Genomic DNA, 16,035 nt, shown 5'->3' with positions numbered 1-16,035 from the left:
GGTTGGTTCCGATCACCGATCGAACTCGGGGTCTCGACCTTCGAAGAACGCCTCTCTGGCTTCCGCTGCATTGTCGCCGAGCATGAGTTCCTCCGTCCGGCGGCGTTCTCTGCGGAAGTCCGTCATCGGCCACTCCGGCTGGTGCCGATTGATGAGCCCGACGAAGGCCTCTACGGCGTCGGGGCTCTTGGCCGCGATCTCCCGTGCGAGTTTGTTGGCGTCTTCTTTCGGGGACTCGGACCGTTCGCTGGCGAATCCGAGTCGATACGCGTGGTCCCCGTCGATCGTCTTCCCCGTGAGCGCCATGTACCGAGCGATGCCGTCGGGGAACTGCCGACGGACCGGTCGATAGCCCGCCGCGAGACCGACGTCGATCTCCGGTAACCCGAGCGTCGCCGACGGAGCGACGACCCGGAGATCACAGAAGCACGCGACGACCAGGCCGGTCCCCAACGCGGGGCCGTCGATGGCGGCGACGGTCGGTATCGAGAGTTCGTACAGCTCCTCCAGAAAGGCCATGTACGTGTCCGTCCCGTCCCGTTCCGTCTTCGCTGTAGACGTTTCGAGATCGCCGATGTCGTGGCCACCCATGAACGCCTTCGAGCCGGCAGTTTGAACGACGACGGCGAGTTCGTCTTCACGAGGTATCGTGTGGAGTTCCTCGCGGAGTCGGCCGATCTGTTCGTACGTCAGTGCGTTCACCGGCGGATGCGAAACGGTCAGAGTCCCGACCCTGTCCGTGACGTCGTATCGAACCTCGAAATCGCCCATGGCCTACAGATCGGCCGTTCGCTGATAATACCCATTGACGATCCACCAACAGGTCCTTTCGAGAGAACTCGGCGCTGCAGGTTCGAGTCAGCTAGTGGGGCGTTCGACCCGCGAGAACAAGTTATGTCGTAGACCAGCAAATACCCCACCTGCGGTACGGGAAGCCCCGCCGTTCAAGACGCGGAGGATGTCACCAGTGGTGGTCGTGGTCGCCTGAGATAACCGGGTCGACGGTGTCGTATTCGCCCGGTGTCTTCTCGAACGCACGCTTGCACCGCTTCGAACAGAAGTAGTACGTCTCGCCGTCGTGGGTGAGGCTTGAGTTCCCTCGCCCTCCAACGAAAACGCACATATGTTCCCATCCCGAGATCCATTCAATGGCCCTGCAAGACGTGTTTCTCGCTCCCCTGGGGCTCGCAGCTATCCTGCTTTCGGTGCCGATCGTCGTGCTGTATCTGATCCGGCCGGATCCCGAGCGCGTGGAGCTGCCGACCTTCCGGTTTCTCGCCAGCGAGGAGCGACAGCGGACGACCAGCCCCTATCTCGAGCGGCTTTCCCGGAGCACGCTCCTTTTCGTGCAGCTGCTCGTCGTCGTGCTGCTTGCAGTCTCGCTCGCAGCGCCGTACGTGCTCGTCGCCGAGCGGACGGCCGTCGAGGAGACCATCGTCGTCGTCGACACGAGCGCGAGCATGGCGACAACCGACGGCGACACCAGCCGCTTCGAGGCGGCCATCGCAACCGCCGACGACGAGATGACCCCGAAGAGTACCGTGGTCACGACATCGGGTGGCGGCGAGGTGGTCGCTCGCCAGGTGACCTCGGGGACGGCCCGCGAGGCGCTGGCCGGCCTCGAGCCGACCGACGCGCCGGGGAGCCTCCGGGGCGCCATCGCCCAGGCGGCGGCGCTGGCCGACGAGGACAGCCGGATCGTGGTGTTCAGCGACTTCGCCGGCGACGACTGGGCCGACCCCGTCACGACCGCCCGGGCACGGGACGTCTCGGTCGACCTCCGGCAGTTCGACCGGGGCGGCGAGGCCAACGTCGGTTTCATCGACATGCGCTTTGCCGGCTCCGAGGTGACGCTGTCGGTGAAGAACTTCGGCGACGAGTCCGCCACCCGGACGGTTCGGTTCGGCGAGGAAAGCCGCGAGGTCGACCTCGGGCCGGACGGCGTCGCCACGGTGACGATGCCGGTCCCGGCCGGCGGCGGCGAGGCCCGACTGGAGCCCGGCGACGACTTCGCGGTCGACGACACCGCCTACGTAGCCGCGCCGCAGGACTCGACAGTCGACGTGCTCGTGTTCACGAACGACCGCAACCGCTACCTGACGACGGCGCTGTCGGTCGTCGAGCAGGTGAACCTCACCGTCGAGACGCCGCCGACGACGTCGGAGGACGAGTACGACGTCATCATATACAGCAACGTCGACTCCGAGTCGCTCTTGCCGGGCAACGTCGAGAGCGGCCGCCAGCTCGTCACCGACGGTGGCGGTGTCGCTGTCCAGGCCCAAGAGGGGCTGCCAGAGAGCTACGGCGACCTGCTGTTGCTCGAGCCGGTCGGACAGCGGTCGAACCCGCGAGTCGAGTCGACGACGCGGACCGATCTCACGCGTGGCATCGACTTCCAGCCACCCGCGGAGTACCTCAACGGCTCGCTCCGCGAGGGCCGAACCCTGGTTGAATTCGACGACGGCTCGCCGTTGATCGCCACGTCCGACCGGGAGGCGGGGCGACTGCTGTACTTCGGCTACATGGAGCAGTATTCCTCGTTCAAGTTCGACAGCCAGTACCCGGTGTTCTGGAAGCGAGCAGCGTTCTACCTGGCCGATCGACCGACGCTGTCGGCGATCAATCACGCCACCGGCGAGACGGGTCGATTCGGCTCGGGAACGGTCGAATCCCCCGATGGCGACACGGCCGAGTCGCCGGTTTCGCTCCGGATGGCGGGGTTCTACACCGCCGACGGCCAGCGGGAGGCCGCCTCGCTTCTCGACGAGCGGGAGTCGGACACGAACGTCGAGCCCCTCGAGGACCGGAACAGCGTCGCCGGTTCGCTGGTGGAAACCGAACAGCGGACCGTTCCCAGGCCGCTCAGCGAGTACGTCGCGCTGGCGGCACTCGTGGTGGTCGTCCTCGAGATCGGCTATCTCCGTCGACGGGGGGACCTCTGATGCCTGCGGCCGTCTCCTACAACGTCGCCGACGGGCTGACCGTCGGCCTCGAACAGCTTTGGCCGCTGGTGTTGCTTCCGGTCGTCGTTGCGGCACTTTCGTACTTGACGCTGTGGAGCGACTCCGACGACGCCCGGTCCGCGTCCGACCGGAGCCGCCGGCTGCTGCTGGCGAGCCGCGTCTTCGTGGCCTGTCTGCTCGTCTTCGGGGCGATGGGCCCCTACACGATCCAGGCCCGGGAGACACCGGGCGAACCGGAGGTGACGCTGGTGACGGATGGCTCGGACAGCATGATGGTCTATCCGGACGCGACCGAGGCCCTCGCCGCCGACATCGAAGAGGAGGGCGCCCCGGTATCGACCGTCAGGGTCGGGAACGGGTCGAGTTCACCCATCGGCGACGGGGTGGCGGCGAATCTCCAGGAGAACGGGACGGTCGTCGTCGTCTCCGACGGCCAGGTGACCGAGGGGCGAGGTCTCGCGGTCGCCGCCGACGAGGCGCGCCGGTTGAACGCGACGATACACGCGGTCGAACTCGAGGCCAACCGGACCGAGCGGGCCGTCGCCATCGAGGGACCGGGAACGCTCACCGCCGGCGTCGAGGCCGAGTTCACCGTCCGGTTGCGAGGGACCAACGTCGACGAACCAGTCCCGGTCGAGGCCCGCATCGACGGCGAGAACATCACGACCCAGGAGATCGACGACAACGGCGCGTTCACCGTCTCGAAGACGTTCAACGAGACCGGCACCCACCGGGTGACCGCGACCATCGAGGGCGGGGACGTCTTCGCCCGGAACGACGTCTTCCACCGGAGCGTCCGCGTCGTCGAACAGCCGGAGGTCCTGTACGTCGCGGACGGCGACTACCCGCTCGAGGGGTACCTCGACGAACTGTACGACGTGACGAGGGCCTCGAGCGTGCCGCCCGACCTCGACGACTACGCGGCGGTCGTCGTCCAGGACGTCCCGGCCTCCGAAATGGGCGATGTCGGCGCGTTGCAGGAGTTCGTTGTCGGCGGCGGCGGCCTGGTGGTCGTCGGTGGGGAGAACGCCTACGAGAACGGCGGCTACAATCGGTCGTCGCTGGCGCCCGTCCTGCCGGTCCGGGTCGGCAACGCGACCGGCGGCGCAGCCAGTATCGTCCTGGTCGTCGACATCTCTGGGAGCACACAGCGGACCTTCGAGATACAGAAGGCGACCGCCCTGGACGTCATCGAGGACATCGACGGCCGCCACCAGGTCGGCATCGTCGCCTACACGATCCAACCCTACCGGATCGCCGACCTCCAGCGGCTGGAGGGCAACCGTGACGAACTCGCGGACAAGATACGGCGGCTCGAGAACGGCGGGGCGACGGACACCGCACGCGGCCTCCAGGGCGCTGGCCTGATGCTCGGGGACAGACAGGGGACGGTCATCCTCCTGAGCGACGGCCAGGACGACCCCGACCAGGCGGCGGTCGTCGCCAGGCAGCTCCAGCGCGACGGCAACCGGGTCATCGCCGTCGGGACCGGCGAGAACGTCGACGCCGAGATGCTCAAGGCGGTCGCCGACGCCTCCGGCGGGACGTATCTCCGGGCCGACGATACGACCAAGCTGGAACTGCTGTTCAGCGGCGGCGGCGGCCGCAGCTTCGAGGGCGAGAACCTCACGGTCGTCTCGCGGGACACGTTCATCACCTCGGGGCTGGAGCTTTCGGCCAACCCCGGCAAGGCCAACGAGGTGCAGGTCAAGCAGGGCGCCGACTACCAGGTCGCGACGGCCGAGGGGACGCCCGCGGTCGCCTCCTGGCGGTTCGGCCTCGGGCGCGTCGCTACCGTCACTGCCTACGACGAGGCGGGCACGCTCGACGGCCTGCTGGAGCAGCCGGACTCGCTTTTGACGACCCGGACCGTCAACTACGCCGTCGGCGACCCGACGCGGACGATGACCGGCGTTACGACGGTCGATGACACACGGGTCGGCACCCGGACCGCCGTCAGATACAGGGGAGAGACGCCCCCGGAGACCGACGAGGTCACCTTCCGACAGCTCGAGGAGGGGCTGTATCGCGGCGAGATAACGCCCGAGGAGGCGGGCTACCAGCGGACCGCCGGCACCGAGTACGCGGTCAACTATCCCCTCGAGTACGGCACGTTCGGCACGAGTTCGGAGCTGTCGAACGCCGTCTCGAGCACCGACGGACGGACTTTCGACGCCGACGAGGGCAGCCGGATCGCCGACGTGGCCAAGGAACGGTCGACCAAAGTCCGCTCGGTGCGCGACTCGTGGGCCTGGCTGCCGCTGTTGCTCGGGCTCTTGGTGTTCGTTCTGGAAGTCGTGACCCGACGTGTTCAAGTATACCGTGGCCGGACGTTACTGGAGAGTGGTCTCCCGTGAAGTTCGTCGGCCAAACCCTCAACGTCGGCCTGATAGCAGTCGTGATCATCGCGCTTGTCGGAACGGTTGGCGCGACCGTCATGTACCAGGACTCCGCCGAGGACATCCGCGGCCAAAACGAGCAGCTGCGCTCGGAGAACGCGGAGCTCCGGAGCCAGCTCAACGAAACCGCCGGGGAACTCCAGAACGCGCGCGAACGGATCGACGCCCTCGAGCAGCGACTCTCGACCCGGACCGAGGACGTAGATCAGGTTTCGGGCGAACTCAACGAGACTGAACAGGAGCTCGCTGCCACCGAGGCTCAACTCGAGGAGACCCGCGATGAGCTGACGGAGGCCCGAAACAGGATCGTCGACCTCGAAACCCAGGTCGACGACCTCAAGCGACAGCGCGACCAGCTCGAGGAGAACGTCACCTACCTCGAGGAGAACGTCACCTACCTCGAAGAGAACGTCTCGAAGCTCGAGACGGAAAACGAGAACCTCGAGACGGAAAACGAGAACCTCGAAGAGGAAAACGAGAACCTCGAAGAGGAAAACGAGAACCTCGAAGAGGAAAACGCGGATCTCGTCGACCGGCTCGACGACCTGTGTGCGAAGGAAGAGAACCAGAACGAAGACGCATGCCAGGGGTACGATTAGCGCCGTGACGGACGACGAGGAAACCGGAGCGTCGGCGGCTTCCGCGGCCGAATCCACCGGCCGGCCGGACGCGGAAGCCCCGGCGGAGACGGACGGCGACGCCATCGACGAAGCGGGCGCAGAAGCGTCAGCGGACGCGGAAGCCGACACCATCGACGAGTCGGCCCCCGATACGACGGCCGAGGAGTCGTCCAGAGAGCGAATCGAGCGTGCCCTCGAGGCGGTCCGGCGCGAGGGACTGAAGGCGGCGGCCGTCTACGCCGTCTTGGACGCGACGGCGGTGTTCCTCGCGGTCAACCTGCTGTTGGCCACGGCCGCGCCGGCGGGGCTCCCGGACCACGTCGTCACCGCCGCCGTCGCAGCGGTCGTCGCCCTCGTCGCGGAGCTTTGGTTCCGGACCCGCCGGTCGCTGGTCGAGCAGTTCGAGGCGGCGAACCCCGAGGTGGCTGGACCGCTCCGGACCGCCCGCGACGCGGTCGAACGCGGGACGGACACCCGAATGGCTGCCCGGCTCTACGAGGAGGTCATCGAGCGATTGCGCGAAACCTCCGGCGTCGCCCTCGTCGACTCCCGGCGGGTGGCCGCGACCGCCGTCGTCGTGGTCCTGCTCTCGGCGGCGACGGTGCAGGTGTCCATCGTCGGGCTCTCGCTGTTCGGCACCGACGAGGACGTCCCGGAAGGCGAGGTCGAACCGGGCGGGGCCCTGACGCCGGAGAACGACGGCCTCCGGGACGGCAGTGAGGTCCTCGGCGACCCCGATTCCGTCGACCGGGGTGACGACGAGACGACCGCGGAACTCGAGACCAACGAGGGCGACGGCCCCGTCGAGGAGGAGCGGTCCTTCCCCTCGGACGGCGGGGGTAGCACCGGCGGCTACGACGTCGAGAGCCAGCAGGCCGGCTTCGAGGAGGGCGAACGGCTCGAGGACGCCGAACTCGTCCGGAAGTACAACGTTCGCATCCGCGAGGACGAGTGACCGATGGCGGACGCCGAACCGCGAACGGAGCGCGTCGGCATCGTCGCCGATAGCTCATCCGCACGGGGCGACCACTGACAGACCCACCACACCACATGACCACAGACGACACCGAATCCGCGACGTTCGATTACGAGGAGTACGACATCGACGAAATTCAGTCGAAGCTACAGGCGGCCCGCGAGCAGGTCGACCGGCGTATCGTCGGCCAGGAGGAGGTCCTGCAGGGGCTGTTCGTCTGCATCCTGGCGGACGGCAACGCCCTGCTGGAGTCGAACCCCGGCCTCGGGAAGACGACGATGGTCCGGACGGTCGCGGAGGTCACCGACCTCTCGTTTTCGCGCATTCAGAACACCCCCGACCTGATGCCATCGGACATCACGGGCACGGAGATTATCCGCGATAGCGGCGACCGACGCGAGTTCGTCTTCGAGAAAGGACCCGTCTTCGCGAACGTGGTGCTGGCCGACGAAATCAACCGCGCGACGCCGAAGACTCAGGCCGCGCTGCTGGAGGCGATGCAGGAGCGACAGGTCACGAGTACCGGCGAAACCTACGACCTCCCGGAGCCGTTCTTCGTGCTGGCGACCCAGAATCCGATCGATCAGTCGGGAACCTACGCGCTGCCGGAAGCTCAGACGGACCGCTTCACCCTGAAACTGCTCGTCGAGTACCCCGACAAGGACGACGAGGAAGCCATCGTCGACCTCTACACGGAGGGCAGCGAGGATGTCCCGGTCGAGCGGGTGCTCACCCGCGAGGAGATCCGCGCCGCCCAGCGGTTCGTCCGGGATGTCCCCATCGCCGACGATCTCCGAAAGCGTGCGGTCGACCTCGTCCGGCGGACCCGCGAGGCCGAGGAGATCGAGTTCGGCGCCAGCCCGCGGGCGAGCATGGCACTCGTCTCGACCGCCAAGGCGCGGGCGTTCTTGCAGGGGCGCTCCCACGTGACCGAGGCGGACCTCGAGGCGCTTGCCGCGCCCGTCCTCAGACACCGGATCATCCTCGATTTCCGCTCGGAGCGGGAGGGAACCACGCCGGACGACGTCATCGCGTCGCTCCTGGAGTGACGATGGCGCCGGACTACCCGCCGTCGACAACCGGCCGCGACAGGGGGGCAGCGCCGTGACCATCGATCCGGCGTTCCTCGACGAACTCGGCCGGTTCGGGACCGTCCTCGACAGGGAGACGGGCGCGCTCCAGCAGGGCGACAAGCAGTCACCACGTATCGGCGAGGGGCTCACGTTCAGCGACTACCGGCGCTACTCGCCGGGCGACGACACCCGGCTCATCGACTGGAAACTCTTTGCCCGGACCGAGGAGTACTATATCAAGCAGTTCGAGGAGGAGCGCAACCTCACCGTCCACCTTCTGGTCGACGCCAGCGGGTCGATGGACTTCGGCGACGACGCCGCCGGGGATCACAAGTTCGAGTACGCTGCGAAGCTGGCGCTCGGGTTCGGCTACCTCACCGCCGAGAACAACGACGACTACCGGTTCTCGACGTTCCGGGAGACGGCCGACCGACTCGACGCCGGGCGCTCGAACCGTGGCGAACTGCTCGACATCATCGACCAGTTGAACGACACGAATCCGTCGGGCGAGGCGGACCTCCGGTCGGTTCTGGAGACGTATGCCGATCGGATCCGCTCGCGGTCGCTCGTTGTGGTGTTCAGCGACTGCCTGGCCGACCCCCAGGCAATCGAAGACGGCGTCGCGGCGCTGACCCGGAAGGACGTCGACGTGCTGGTTGTCAGGCTGGTTGCGCCGGCCGAGCGGGACCCGCCTATCGCCGGCGACGCGCTGTTCGAGGACCCCGAGGGCGAGGAAACCCGCCGGTCCTACTTCAGCGGGTCGCTGGCCGAGGACTACCGGAGCAGGCTCGACACCCACGTCGACGCCGTCTCCGAGCGCGTGACGGCACTGCGGGGCGACCACGTCCTCGTCGACACCGGGTCGGACTACTTCGACGCCTTCGCGAGCGTCTGGCTGGCGTAGCCGGACAGCCCGGGACGGCGACCCGTCGTCCCTGGCTCTGTGGATCACAGCAGTCGACCTACTGCTCGATGACCGCCCGCTCGTCGGTTCGCCCGACTTCGAATCCGTCGTAGTCGTCGCGGGCGACCCGGTCGCAGATGTCGCGGTAGACGTCCAGTCCGCCGGGGAACGGCGTGAACACCGGCGGCTTGCCGGGGACGTTCTCGCCCCGATACCAGGAATCGGCCTCCGAGAACAGCATGCTGTCCGCGAGGGTGTTGGTGTTCTGCACCCACTGCTGTTCGGCGTCGGCGGTCGGCTCGATGTAGTCGTAACCCTCCCGGTCCATGTAGGCGATGCAGTCGTCGATCCACTCGACGTGCTGCTCGATGGACAGCGGCATGTTCGTCAGCACGGACGGCGACTGCGGCCCGGTGATGGTGAACAGGTTGGGGAACCCGCGGGTCATGAGCCCGAGGTAGGTCCGGGGGCCGTCGGCCCACTTCTCCTCGAGCCGCAGGCCGTGTCGGCCCTCGATGTCCATCGCCAGGATGGCGCCCGTCATCGCGTCGAACCCCGTCGCGAAGACCAGCACGTCGAGGTCGTACGCCGCGTCGGTCGTCCGGACGCCGTCGGCCGTGACGCGCTCGATGGGCTCGCCGTCCTCGCTGACGTCGACCAGGGAGACGTCGTCGCGGTTGTACGTCCGGTAGTAGTCGTCGTAGTCCATCGGCGGGCGCTTGGCGCCGTAGGGGTGGTCCGTCGGGACGAGCGCCTCGGCGGTTTCGGGGTCGTCGACCTTCGCGCGGATCTTCTCGCGGATGAACTCCGAGATGGTCTCGTTCAGCTCGGGGTTCGAGAGGACGTGGCCGGGTTCGAACGCGTGGAGGAACCGGAAGCCGCCCTGCTGCCAGCGGTCCTCGAGCGTCTCCCGAACCTCCGCCTCGGAGAGGCTCGCCGCGGTGTAGTGGTCGTGGTCGAACGGCATCCCCAGCCGGGCGTCGCGGGCCCGCTCCCAGATCTCCTCGTAGTTCGCCCTGATCTCCTCGTACTCGTCGTCGCCCAGCGGTCGGTTGCGCGCCGGGACGGCGTAGTTCGGCGTCCGCTGGAAGACGGTGAGGTGCTCGGCGGTCCCGCCGGTTTCGGAGACGAACTGGATACCGGTCGAGCCGGTGCCGACGACGCCGACGCGCTCGCCCGCGAGGTCGACCCCCTCGTCCGGCCAGCGGGCGGTGTGATACCACTCGCCGCCGAAGTCACCGAGGCCGTCGAAATCGGGAACGAACGGCTCGGAGAGACAGCCGACACCGGTGATAAAAAAGCGGGTCGTGACGCGCTCGCCATCGGCCAGCTCGACGGTCCACGTGGCCGCGTCCTCGTCGTACGTGGCGGATTCGACCTCGCGCTCGAAGGCGATGTCCCGCCGGAGGTCCAACTCGTCGGCGACGAAGTTGAGGTACTCGAGGATCTCGGGCTGTTCGGGGTAGCGCTCGCTCCACTCCCACTGCGCTCGGATCTCGTCGGAGAAGGAGTAACAGTAGATGTGGCTCTCGCTGTCGCAGCGGGCGCCGGGATACCGGTTCCAGTACCACGTCCCACCGACGCCGTCGCCCTTCTCGTAGACGCGAACGTCCAGCCCCCGTTCGCGGAGGCGGTGCAGCATGTACAGCCCCGAGAACCCGGCGCCGACGACGACGGCGTCGACGTCCGTCGCCCCCTCGGTCCGTCCGGTCCGTGTGTCCGCGTCAGGCATGGCTCCTCACTGCCGGAGGTGCGGGCCAGTCGGGATTAATTATGCTGCTTGTCAAACGACGTGGTTTAAATACCCCTGCCCGTTCCGACGGCTACACGACCTCGTCGAAGGTGGCCGTCCGACCCTCCTCCGGGTCGTCCTCGCCGGCCGGCACCCAGACGACTTCGGGCTCTGCGTCGCCCTCGCCCGGTTCGATGTCGACGATTTCGGCCTCCTCGCCGGTAGCGACGACGCGGCACCGGTCCCCGATCTCGAGCCCCCGCTCGTCGGCCAGCCGCTCGACGGCCTCGTCGTACCGGCGCTGCTCCTCGGCGACCGGACAGGGTTCGTGCTCGATGCGGAGCGCCGAGAGCGTCTCGAACTCCTCGCCGCAGGCGTCGCAGGCGTACATGCGGCCCGCTTCGTCGGCCCCCGGCAAACGTCTGTGGGTTCCGACGCCCCATCGACGTGGGCCCCGCTCGCCGTTCGCGCTGGCGGCCTCGAGTGACGCTCGTTTCGCCTCCATCTCGACGTGAAACCGACCTCACATATATACCGGCTCGGTCCTGACACGTTCTCAAGCCTACGCGCATGGTACGCGAACGTTCTACCGGTGGGGTCCGGGGCGACCGGGCGACTCTGCTCTGCGAACCGGGGCGGTGCGGGGACGAGAACGATGAACGGTGACGCGTCGGCAGTGCTCTTCGGCGACGGCGACGCCGCGGGGCTCGGCGGCGCCGACGGCGTCCGGCTTCGGACGGTCGACGACGTCGAGGCTGGCCTCGAGGCGGTCGACGAGGCGCCCCCGGACTGCGTGGTCTGTGTGGCCGGGGTCGTCGAGCCGTTCGGCCTGCTGGGGCGGGTCCGCGAGCGGGTTCCGGGCCTCCCGTTCGTGGTGGTGACGGCCGATCACGATCCGGACCTGGCGGTGCGGGCGAGCCGGTCGGACCGCGTCGAGTACCTCCCCCGAAGCCACGCCGAAAACGGCGAGTTGGCCGAGCGGATCCGGGTGCTGGCCGACGAAACCGGCGTGGTCAGGACCCACAACCGCGCACTCGTGCGACTACAGGAGATACTCGCCGACGAGGAGGCCGACTTCGGGGAGTCGGTCGACCGGCTGCTCGCGCTGGGCTGTGAGTACCTCGGCACCGACATCGCCTTCCTGTCGGCCATCGACCGCGACGACGAGCGGTTCGACATCGAGCACGCCGTCGGCGGTCACGAACTCATCGCGCCCGGCGCGACCGACTCGCTGTCGAACACCTACTGTCGGCGGGCCATCGACGGCGAGGGGCTGCTCGGCGTCGCCGACACGACGGTCGACGAGGGGTGGACCGGCGACCCCGCCTACCAGCGGTACGAACTCGGCTGTTACATCGGCGGCCGCATCGACGTCGACGGCGACCTGTACGGGACGCTGTGCTTCGCCGACGAGGAGCCGCGGGACCGGACCTTTGCCCACCGCGAGGAGGCATTCGTCGAGTTGCTCGTCGAGTGGGTCCAGGAGGAACTCGAGCGGCGCGCCTACGAGAGCGAACTCGGGGCCGCCCGCGAGGACCTCCGGCGGATGCTCGGCCGCATCGGCGAGGGGTTCCTCTCGCTTGACGACGAGTGGCGGGTCACCCACCTCAACGAGCGGGGCGAGGCGTTCCTCGGCCGGAGCGCGGACGAACTGCTCGGCGAGAACCTCTGGGAGGCCTTCCCGGAGGCGACCGACGAGCGGTTCTACGAGGAGTACCACCGCGCCATGGAGACCCAGGAGCCGGTCACCTTCGAGGAGCGCCACGAGCCGCTCGACCAGTGGTTCGAGGTGCGCGCCTACCCCGCCTCGGACGGGCTGTCCGTGTTCTTCCGGGATGTCACCGAGGTGAAAGACAGGAGGCGGAAGCTCCGGCGGAGCCGGGAGCGCTACCGGACGCTCGCGGAGAACCTCCCCAACAGCGCGGTCCTGCTCGTCGACGAGAACCGCCGGTTCCAGCTCGCCCGCGGCGGTGGTCTCGAGGACACCAGCTTCGTCCCCGAGGACTTCGAGGGAAAGCCGGTGACCGAAGCGCTGGACGAACTCGCCGACATGGCCGTCGAACTGGTCGACGCGACGTTCGACGGCGAGTCCGTCCGGACGGAGTTCGCGATGGCCGGCAACGACTACCAGCTCCGGACCGCCCCGGTCGAGGACGAGACCGGCGAGGTGTTCGCCGCGACGGCGGTGGTCTCGGAGATCACCGACATCCGGGAGCGCGAGCGGGCCGTCCGGGAGGTCTACGAGGTCATCGCCGACTCCGACCGGTCGTTCGACGGCAAGGTCGAGGCGCTCCTGGAGATCGGCTGCGAGCGGCTCGGCACCGACTACGGCTCGCTGTCGGAGATCGACGGCGAGGAGTACCACTTCCAGGTGGTGCAGGCGCCGCCCGGGACCATCGAGGCCGGCGACACCGTGGCACTGTCGGCGACCAACTGTGAGCGGACGGCCGCGACCGAGGAGACGCTCGTCCTGTCGGACGTCGCCGACGAGGCCCCGGAACTGACCGAGAAGGCCGGCTACACCGAGTGGGGTATCGCCTGCTATCTCGGCGCGCCCGTCTTCGACGGCGACGGCGTCCACGGGACGTTCTGCTTCTACGACGACGAGCCCCGCCGGGAGCCGTTCTCGGAGTGGGAGACGACGCTCGTCGACCTGATGAGCCAGTGGGTCAGCTACGAACTCCAGCGGGGCGAGCGCGAGCGGGAACTGGAGCGCTACGAGTCGGTACTGGAGACCGTCCGGAACCCCATCTACGCCGTCGACGAGTCGCTCCGGTTCCGGCTGGTGACCGAGCCGCTGGCGATGGCGCTCGGCTACGACCGCGAGGACCTGACCGGCCGACCGGTCGCCGACGTCCTCGACGGGGCGAGCGCCGACGCCTTCGAGGCGGCCGTCGCCGACCTCCGGTCGGGCGAGGCGGAGGCGACCGTCTTCCAGGGCGAGGCCGTCACCGCCGACGGCGGGAGCTACCCCCTCGAGGTGGGCGTCTCGGTTCCCGACGAGGCCGGCGGCTTCGTCGGGTCGATGCGGGACATCACCGCCCGCCGCGAGCGGAAGCGGGACCTGAAGTTCTTCTACGAACTCGTGTCGGCTGCGGGGGTCGGCGTCGTCGCCATCGACGAACTCGGGCGGCTGGAGTACCTCAACGACGCCTGCGCCGAGTTGCTCGGCGACCCCCCCGAGGGCGCGGCCGCCGACATCGGCGACGTCATCGCCGACGGGGCCTTCGCGGGCCACGAGTCCGTCTGGGAGGAGGTCGGCTTCGAGGGCTACGAGGCCGTCTGGGACCGTGTCGGCTTCGACGAGACGACGGCCATCGAGGCGACGGCCGACGGCGACGGCGCCGGCGCGCCCGTCGAGTTGCGCCTCACGAAGCAGGCCATCGAAGGCGAGCCCTACCTGTTCGGCACCGTCGTCGACATCAGCGAGCGGAAGGAGACGGCCGAGATACGCCGGACGCTCAGCGAGACCGCCGGCGCGATGTTGGAGTCCGGCGGCCGGGCCGAGACGTACCAGCGGGCGCTGGAGGCCGGGCGCGTCATCACCGGCTTCCCCGCCGGGGCGGTCTACCGCTTCGACGACGACCGCGGGGCGCTCGTCCCCGAGACGGCGACCCCCGAACTCGAGGCGGTCGCCGGCGACCTGCCGACGCTGTCCGGCGGCGAGAGCGTCACCTGGCAGTCCTTCGTCGAGGGCCGGATACGCGTCCTCGAGGACGTCTCCGGCCACGGACTACTCGACGGCGACGACCACCCGTTCCACAGCGGGCTCTTCGTCCCGCTGGGCGAACACGGCGTGGTCGCGTTCCTCTCCAGGGAGCCCCGGACAGTCTCCGAGAAGCAACGCGACGCCCTCGAGATACTCGCGGCCAACGTCGAGGGCGACCTTGACCGGACGCTCCGGGAGCAGGCGCTCGAAGCGCGGGAGCGCGAACTCGAAGAGCGCACCGAGCGCCTCCAGCGGCTGAACCGCGTCAACAGCGTCGTCCGCTCCATCGCCGCCGTCGTCGTTCAGGAGTCCGACCGCGACGGGATAAAGCAGGCCGTCCCCGAACGGCTCGTCGGCGTCGAACCGTTCTCGTTCGTCTGGGTCGGCGACGACGGCCCGACCGGGCCGTCGGCGGAGGCGTGGGCCGGCGAGCCGACGGCCTTCGACGACCCCGCAGAGGAGGCCGGCGACGGCCACCCGGCCGTCCGGGCCGCCTCGACCGGCGAGGTCCAGTTCGCGCGGAACCTCGTCACCGTCCCGGAGTCCGAGCGGGCGGTCTGGCAGGCGGCCGCGCTCGAACGGGGCTACCCCGCCTGCTGTGCGGTGCCGCTGGTCTACGAGGGGACGACCCGCGGCGTGCTGACCGTCTACGCCGACCGGGTCGGCGTCTTCGACGACTCGATGGTCGAGTTGCTCGCCGAACTGGGCGAGATGATAGGCTACGCGCTGACGGCCGCCGAGCGGCGGGCCGCCCTGGAGTCCGAGCGGACCGTCGAATTGACCTTCGACGTCGACGGGGGGACCGCCGCCACTCGCCTGGCGGAACACCTGGGCTGTACCGTCGAACTGAAGCGGGTCCGCAACGAGGGCGACACGACGGCCGTAACGTACCTCCTGAGCGACGTCGACGAGGCGGCACTCTCCGAGGTCGAGGCGGCGCTGCCGGGCGGGACGACGGTGGCGACGACGGAACTCGACGACGGGACGGCGCTGGTCGAGGTGACGTTCGGCGGCGAGTGGGTCGGCTCGTCGTTCGCCGCCGAGGGCGGCCGCGTCGAGACGGCGAGTGCCGACCCCGACGGCGGCGAACTCGTCGCCACCGTCCCGCTCGGTATCGAGGTCCGGCCAATCGTCGAGTCCGTCCGGGAGTCGTACCCCGGCGTCGAACTCGTCGCAAAGCGGGAGCGCGAGCGGAGTCCGGAGACGAAGACCATGCTCCGGGGCGGCGTCGAGGAGCGACTGACCGACAAGCAACTCGACGTCCTCGAGACGGCCTACCTCGCGGGCTTCTTCGACCAGCCGCGGCAGAGCAGCGGCAGCGACGTCGCCGACCTGCTCGACGTCAGCCAGCCGACGTTCAACCAGCAGCGCCGCGCCGCCGAGCGGAAACTCGTCGAGTTCCTCGTCGACGAGCGCTGACTGCCGCCTATCAGTATAGGCACGGCGCGAGCGACCCAATCAGCATAGCAGTCAGTGGCTGGTGGGACCGGTCCGTACGTCGGGATAGATGTTGGATCGAACGGTCGTCCGTGACAACGGGGTTGCTCCCGGCCGAACGCCGAACGAGCGCGGGGCGATAGCCCGCCTCGCGGTCCTCGAACCGTCGTGTCGGCCCGTTAGGAACACGGTTACAACTCCCGTCCGGCCCGTCGCGTCGGC

At 68.6% G+C, this 16,035-nt stretch carries 11 protein-coding genes; 7 read left to right on the top strand and 4 right to left on the bottom strand.

Annotated elements, in window-relative coordinates:
• Positions 1 to 12: 12 nt before the first annotated feature.
• Both NLF94_RS14925 and NLF94_RS14920 read right to left on the bottom strand, forming a co-directional pair.
• On the bottom strand, positions 13 to 771 hold the full coding sequence (locus tag NLF94_RS14925; RefSeq protein ID WP_254838423.1) for an enoyl-CoA hydratase/isomerase family protein: 759 nt from the start codon (positions 769 to 771) through the stop codon (positions 13 to 15).
• A 190-nt stretch (positions 772 to 961) separates the two neighbouring features.
• Complete coding sequence (locus NLF94_RS14920) at positions 962 to 1,123, bottom strand: YHS domain-containing protein (protein WP_254838422.1); 162 nt, start codon at positions 1,121 to 1,123, stop codon at positions 962 to 964.
• Between the two features lie 25 nt (positions 1,124 to 1,148).
• Between NLF94_RS14920 and NLF94_RS14915 the strand changes: the two genes are divergently transcribed.
• From NLF94_RS14915 to NLF94_RS14890, 6 genes are all read left to right on the top strand, one after another.
• A complete protein-coding gene (locus NLF94_RS14915; protein WP_254838421.1) occupies positions 1,149 to 2,942 on the top strand; it encodes a vWA domain-containing protein in 1,794 nt (597 codons plus the stop codon).
• Positions 2,942 to 5,320 (top strand): VWA domain-containing protein, encoded by a 2,379-nt coding sequence (locus tag NLF94_RS14910; protein WP_254838420.1) that lies wholly within the window; start codon positions 2,942 to 2,944, stop codon positions 5,318 to 5,320. The genes NLF94_RS14915 and NLF94_RS14910 overlap by 1 nt, the downstream gene beginning before the upstream one ends.
• A complete protein-coding gene (locus tag NLF94_RS14905; protein ID WP_254838419.1) occupies positions 5,317 to 5,961 on the top strand; it encodes a chromosome partitioning protein in 645 nt (214 codons plus the stop codon). Before NLF94_RS14910 ends, NLF94_RS14905 begins: the two co-directional genes overlap by 4 nt.
• 4 nt (positions 5,962 to 5,965) lie before the next feature.
• On the top strand, positions 5,966 to 6,937 hold the full coding sequence (locus tag NLF94_RS14900) for a DUF7502 family protein (protein WP_254838418.1): 972 nt from the start codon (positions 5,966 to 5,968) through the stop codon (positions 6,935 to 6,937).
• A 95-nt stretch (positions 6,938 to 7,032) separates the two neighbouring features.
• Entirely contained in the window at positions 7,033 to 8,007 is a 975-nt protein-coding gene (locus tag NLF94_RS14895; protein WP_254838417.1) for an AAA family ATPase, read from the top strand.
• A 55-nt stretch (positions 8,008 to 8,062) separates the two neighbouring features.
• Complete coding sequence (locus tag NLF94_RS14890) at positions 8,063 to 8,935, top strand: DUF58 domain-containing protein (protein ID WP_254838416.1); 873 nt, start codon at positions 8,063 to 8,065, stop codon at positions 8,933 to 8,935.
• Between the two features lie 58 nt (positions 8,936 to 8,993).
• Here the strand turns inward: NLF94_RS14890 and NLF94_RS14885 are convergent, their stop codons facing one another.
• Both NLF94_RS14885 and NLF94_RS14880 read right to left on the bottom strand, forming a co-directional pair.
• On the bottom strand, positions 8,994 to 10,667 hold the full coding sequence (locus NLF94_RS14885) for a flavin-containing monooxygenase (protein WP_254838415.1): 1,674 nt from the start codon (positions 10,665 to 10,667) through the stop codon (positions 8,994 to 8,996).
• Between the two features lie 91 nt (positions 10,668 to 10,758).
• Positions 10,759 to 11,058 carry a hypothetical protein gene (locus NLF94_RS14880; RefSeq protein ID WP_254838414.1) on the bottom strand — a complete coding sequence of 100 codons (300 nt, stop codon included), beginning with the start codon at positions 11,056 to 11,058 and terminating at the stop codon, positions 10,759 to 10,761.
• Positions 11,059 to 11,322: 264 nt separating this feature from the next.
• Here NLF94_RS14880 and NLF94_RS14875 point away from each other — a divergent pair, with 264 nt between their 5' ends.
• The gene (locus NLF94_RS14875) at positions 11,323 to 15,795 is read left to right on the top strand and encodes a GAF domain-containing protein (RefSeq protein ID WP_254838413.1); all 4,473 of its coding nucleotides are present in this window, start codon (positions 11,323 to 11,325) and stop codon (positions 15,793 to 15,795) included.
• Positions 15,796 to 16,035: the final 240 nt, after the last annotated feature.

Source organism: Natronomonas marina (assembly GCF_024298905.1).
Classification (GTDB): Archaea; Halobacteriota; Halobacteria; order Halobacteriales; family Haloarculaceae; genus Natronomonas; species Natronomonas marina.
The sequence above is the reverse complement of the archived record's forward strand: the minus strand, read 5'-3'. Positions and strand labels throughout refer to the sequence as shown.

Excerpts from the sequence above, each read along its gene's own strand:
- NLF94_RS14895 (WP_254838417.1), top strand. The coding sequence starts at position 7,033 with ATGACCACAGACGACACCGAATCCGCGACGTTCGATTACGAGGAGTAC.
- NLF94_RS14925 (WP_254838423.1), bottom strand. The coding sequence starts at position 771 with ATGGGCGATTTCGAGGTTCGATACGACGTCACGGACAGGGTCGGGACT.
- NLF94_RS14880 (WP_254838414.1), bottom strand. The coding sequence starts at position 11,058 with ATGTACGCCTGCGACGCCTGCGGCGAGGAGTTCGAGACGCTCTCGGCG.
- NLF94_RS14875 (WP_254838413.1), top strand. The coding sequence starts at position 11,323 with ATGAACGGTGACGCGTCGGCAGTGCTCTTCGGCGACGGCGACGCCGCG.
- NLF94_RS14910 (WP_254838420.1), top strand. The coding sequence starts at position 2,942 with ATGCCTGCGGCCGTCTCCTACAACGTCGCCGACGGGCTGACCGTCGGC.
- NLF94_RS14920 (WP_254838422.1), bottom strand. The coding sequence starts at position 1,123 with ATGTGCGTTTTCGTTGGAGGGCGAGGGAACTCAAGCCTCACCCACGAC.
- NLF94_RS14915 (WP_254838421.1), top strand. The coding sequence starts at position 1,149 with ATGGCCCTGCAAGACGTGTTTCTCGCTCCCCTGGGGCTCGCAGCTATC.
- NLF94_RS14885 (WP_254838415.1), bottom strand. The coding sequence starts at position 10,667 with ATGCCTGACGCGGACACACGGACCGGACGGACCGAGGGGGCGACGGAC.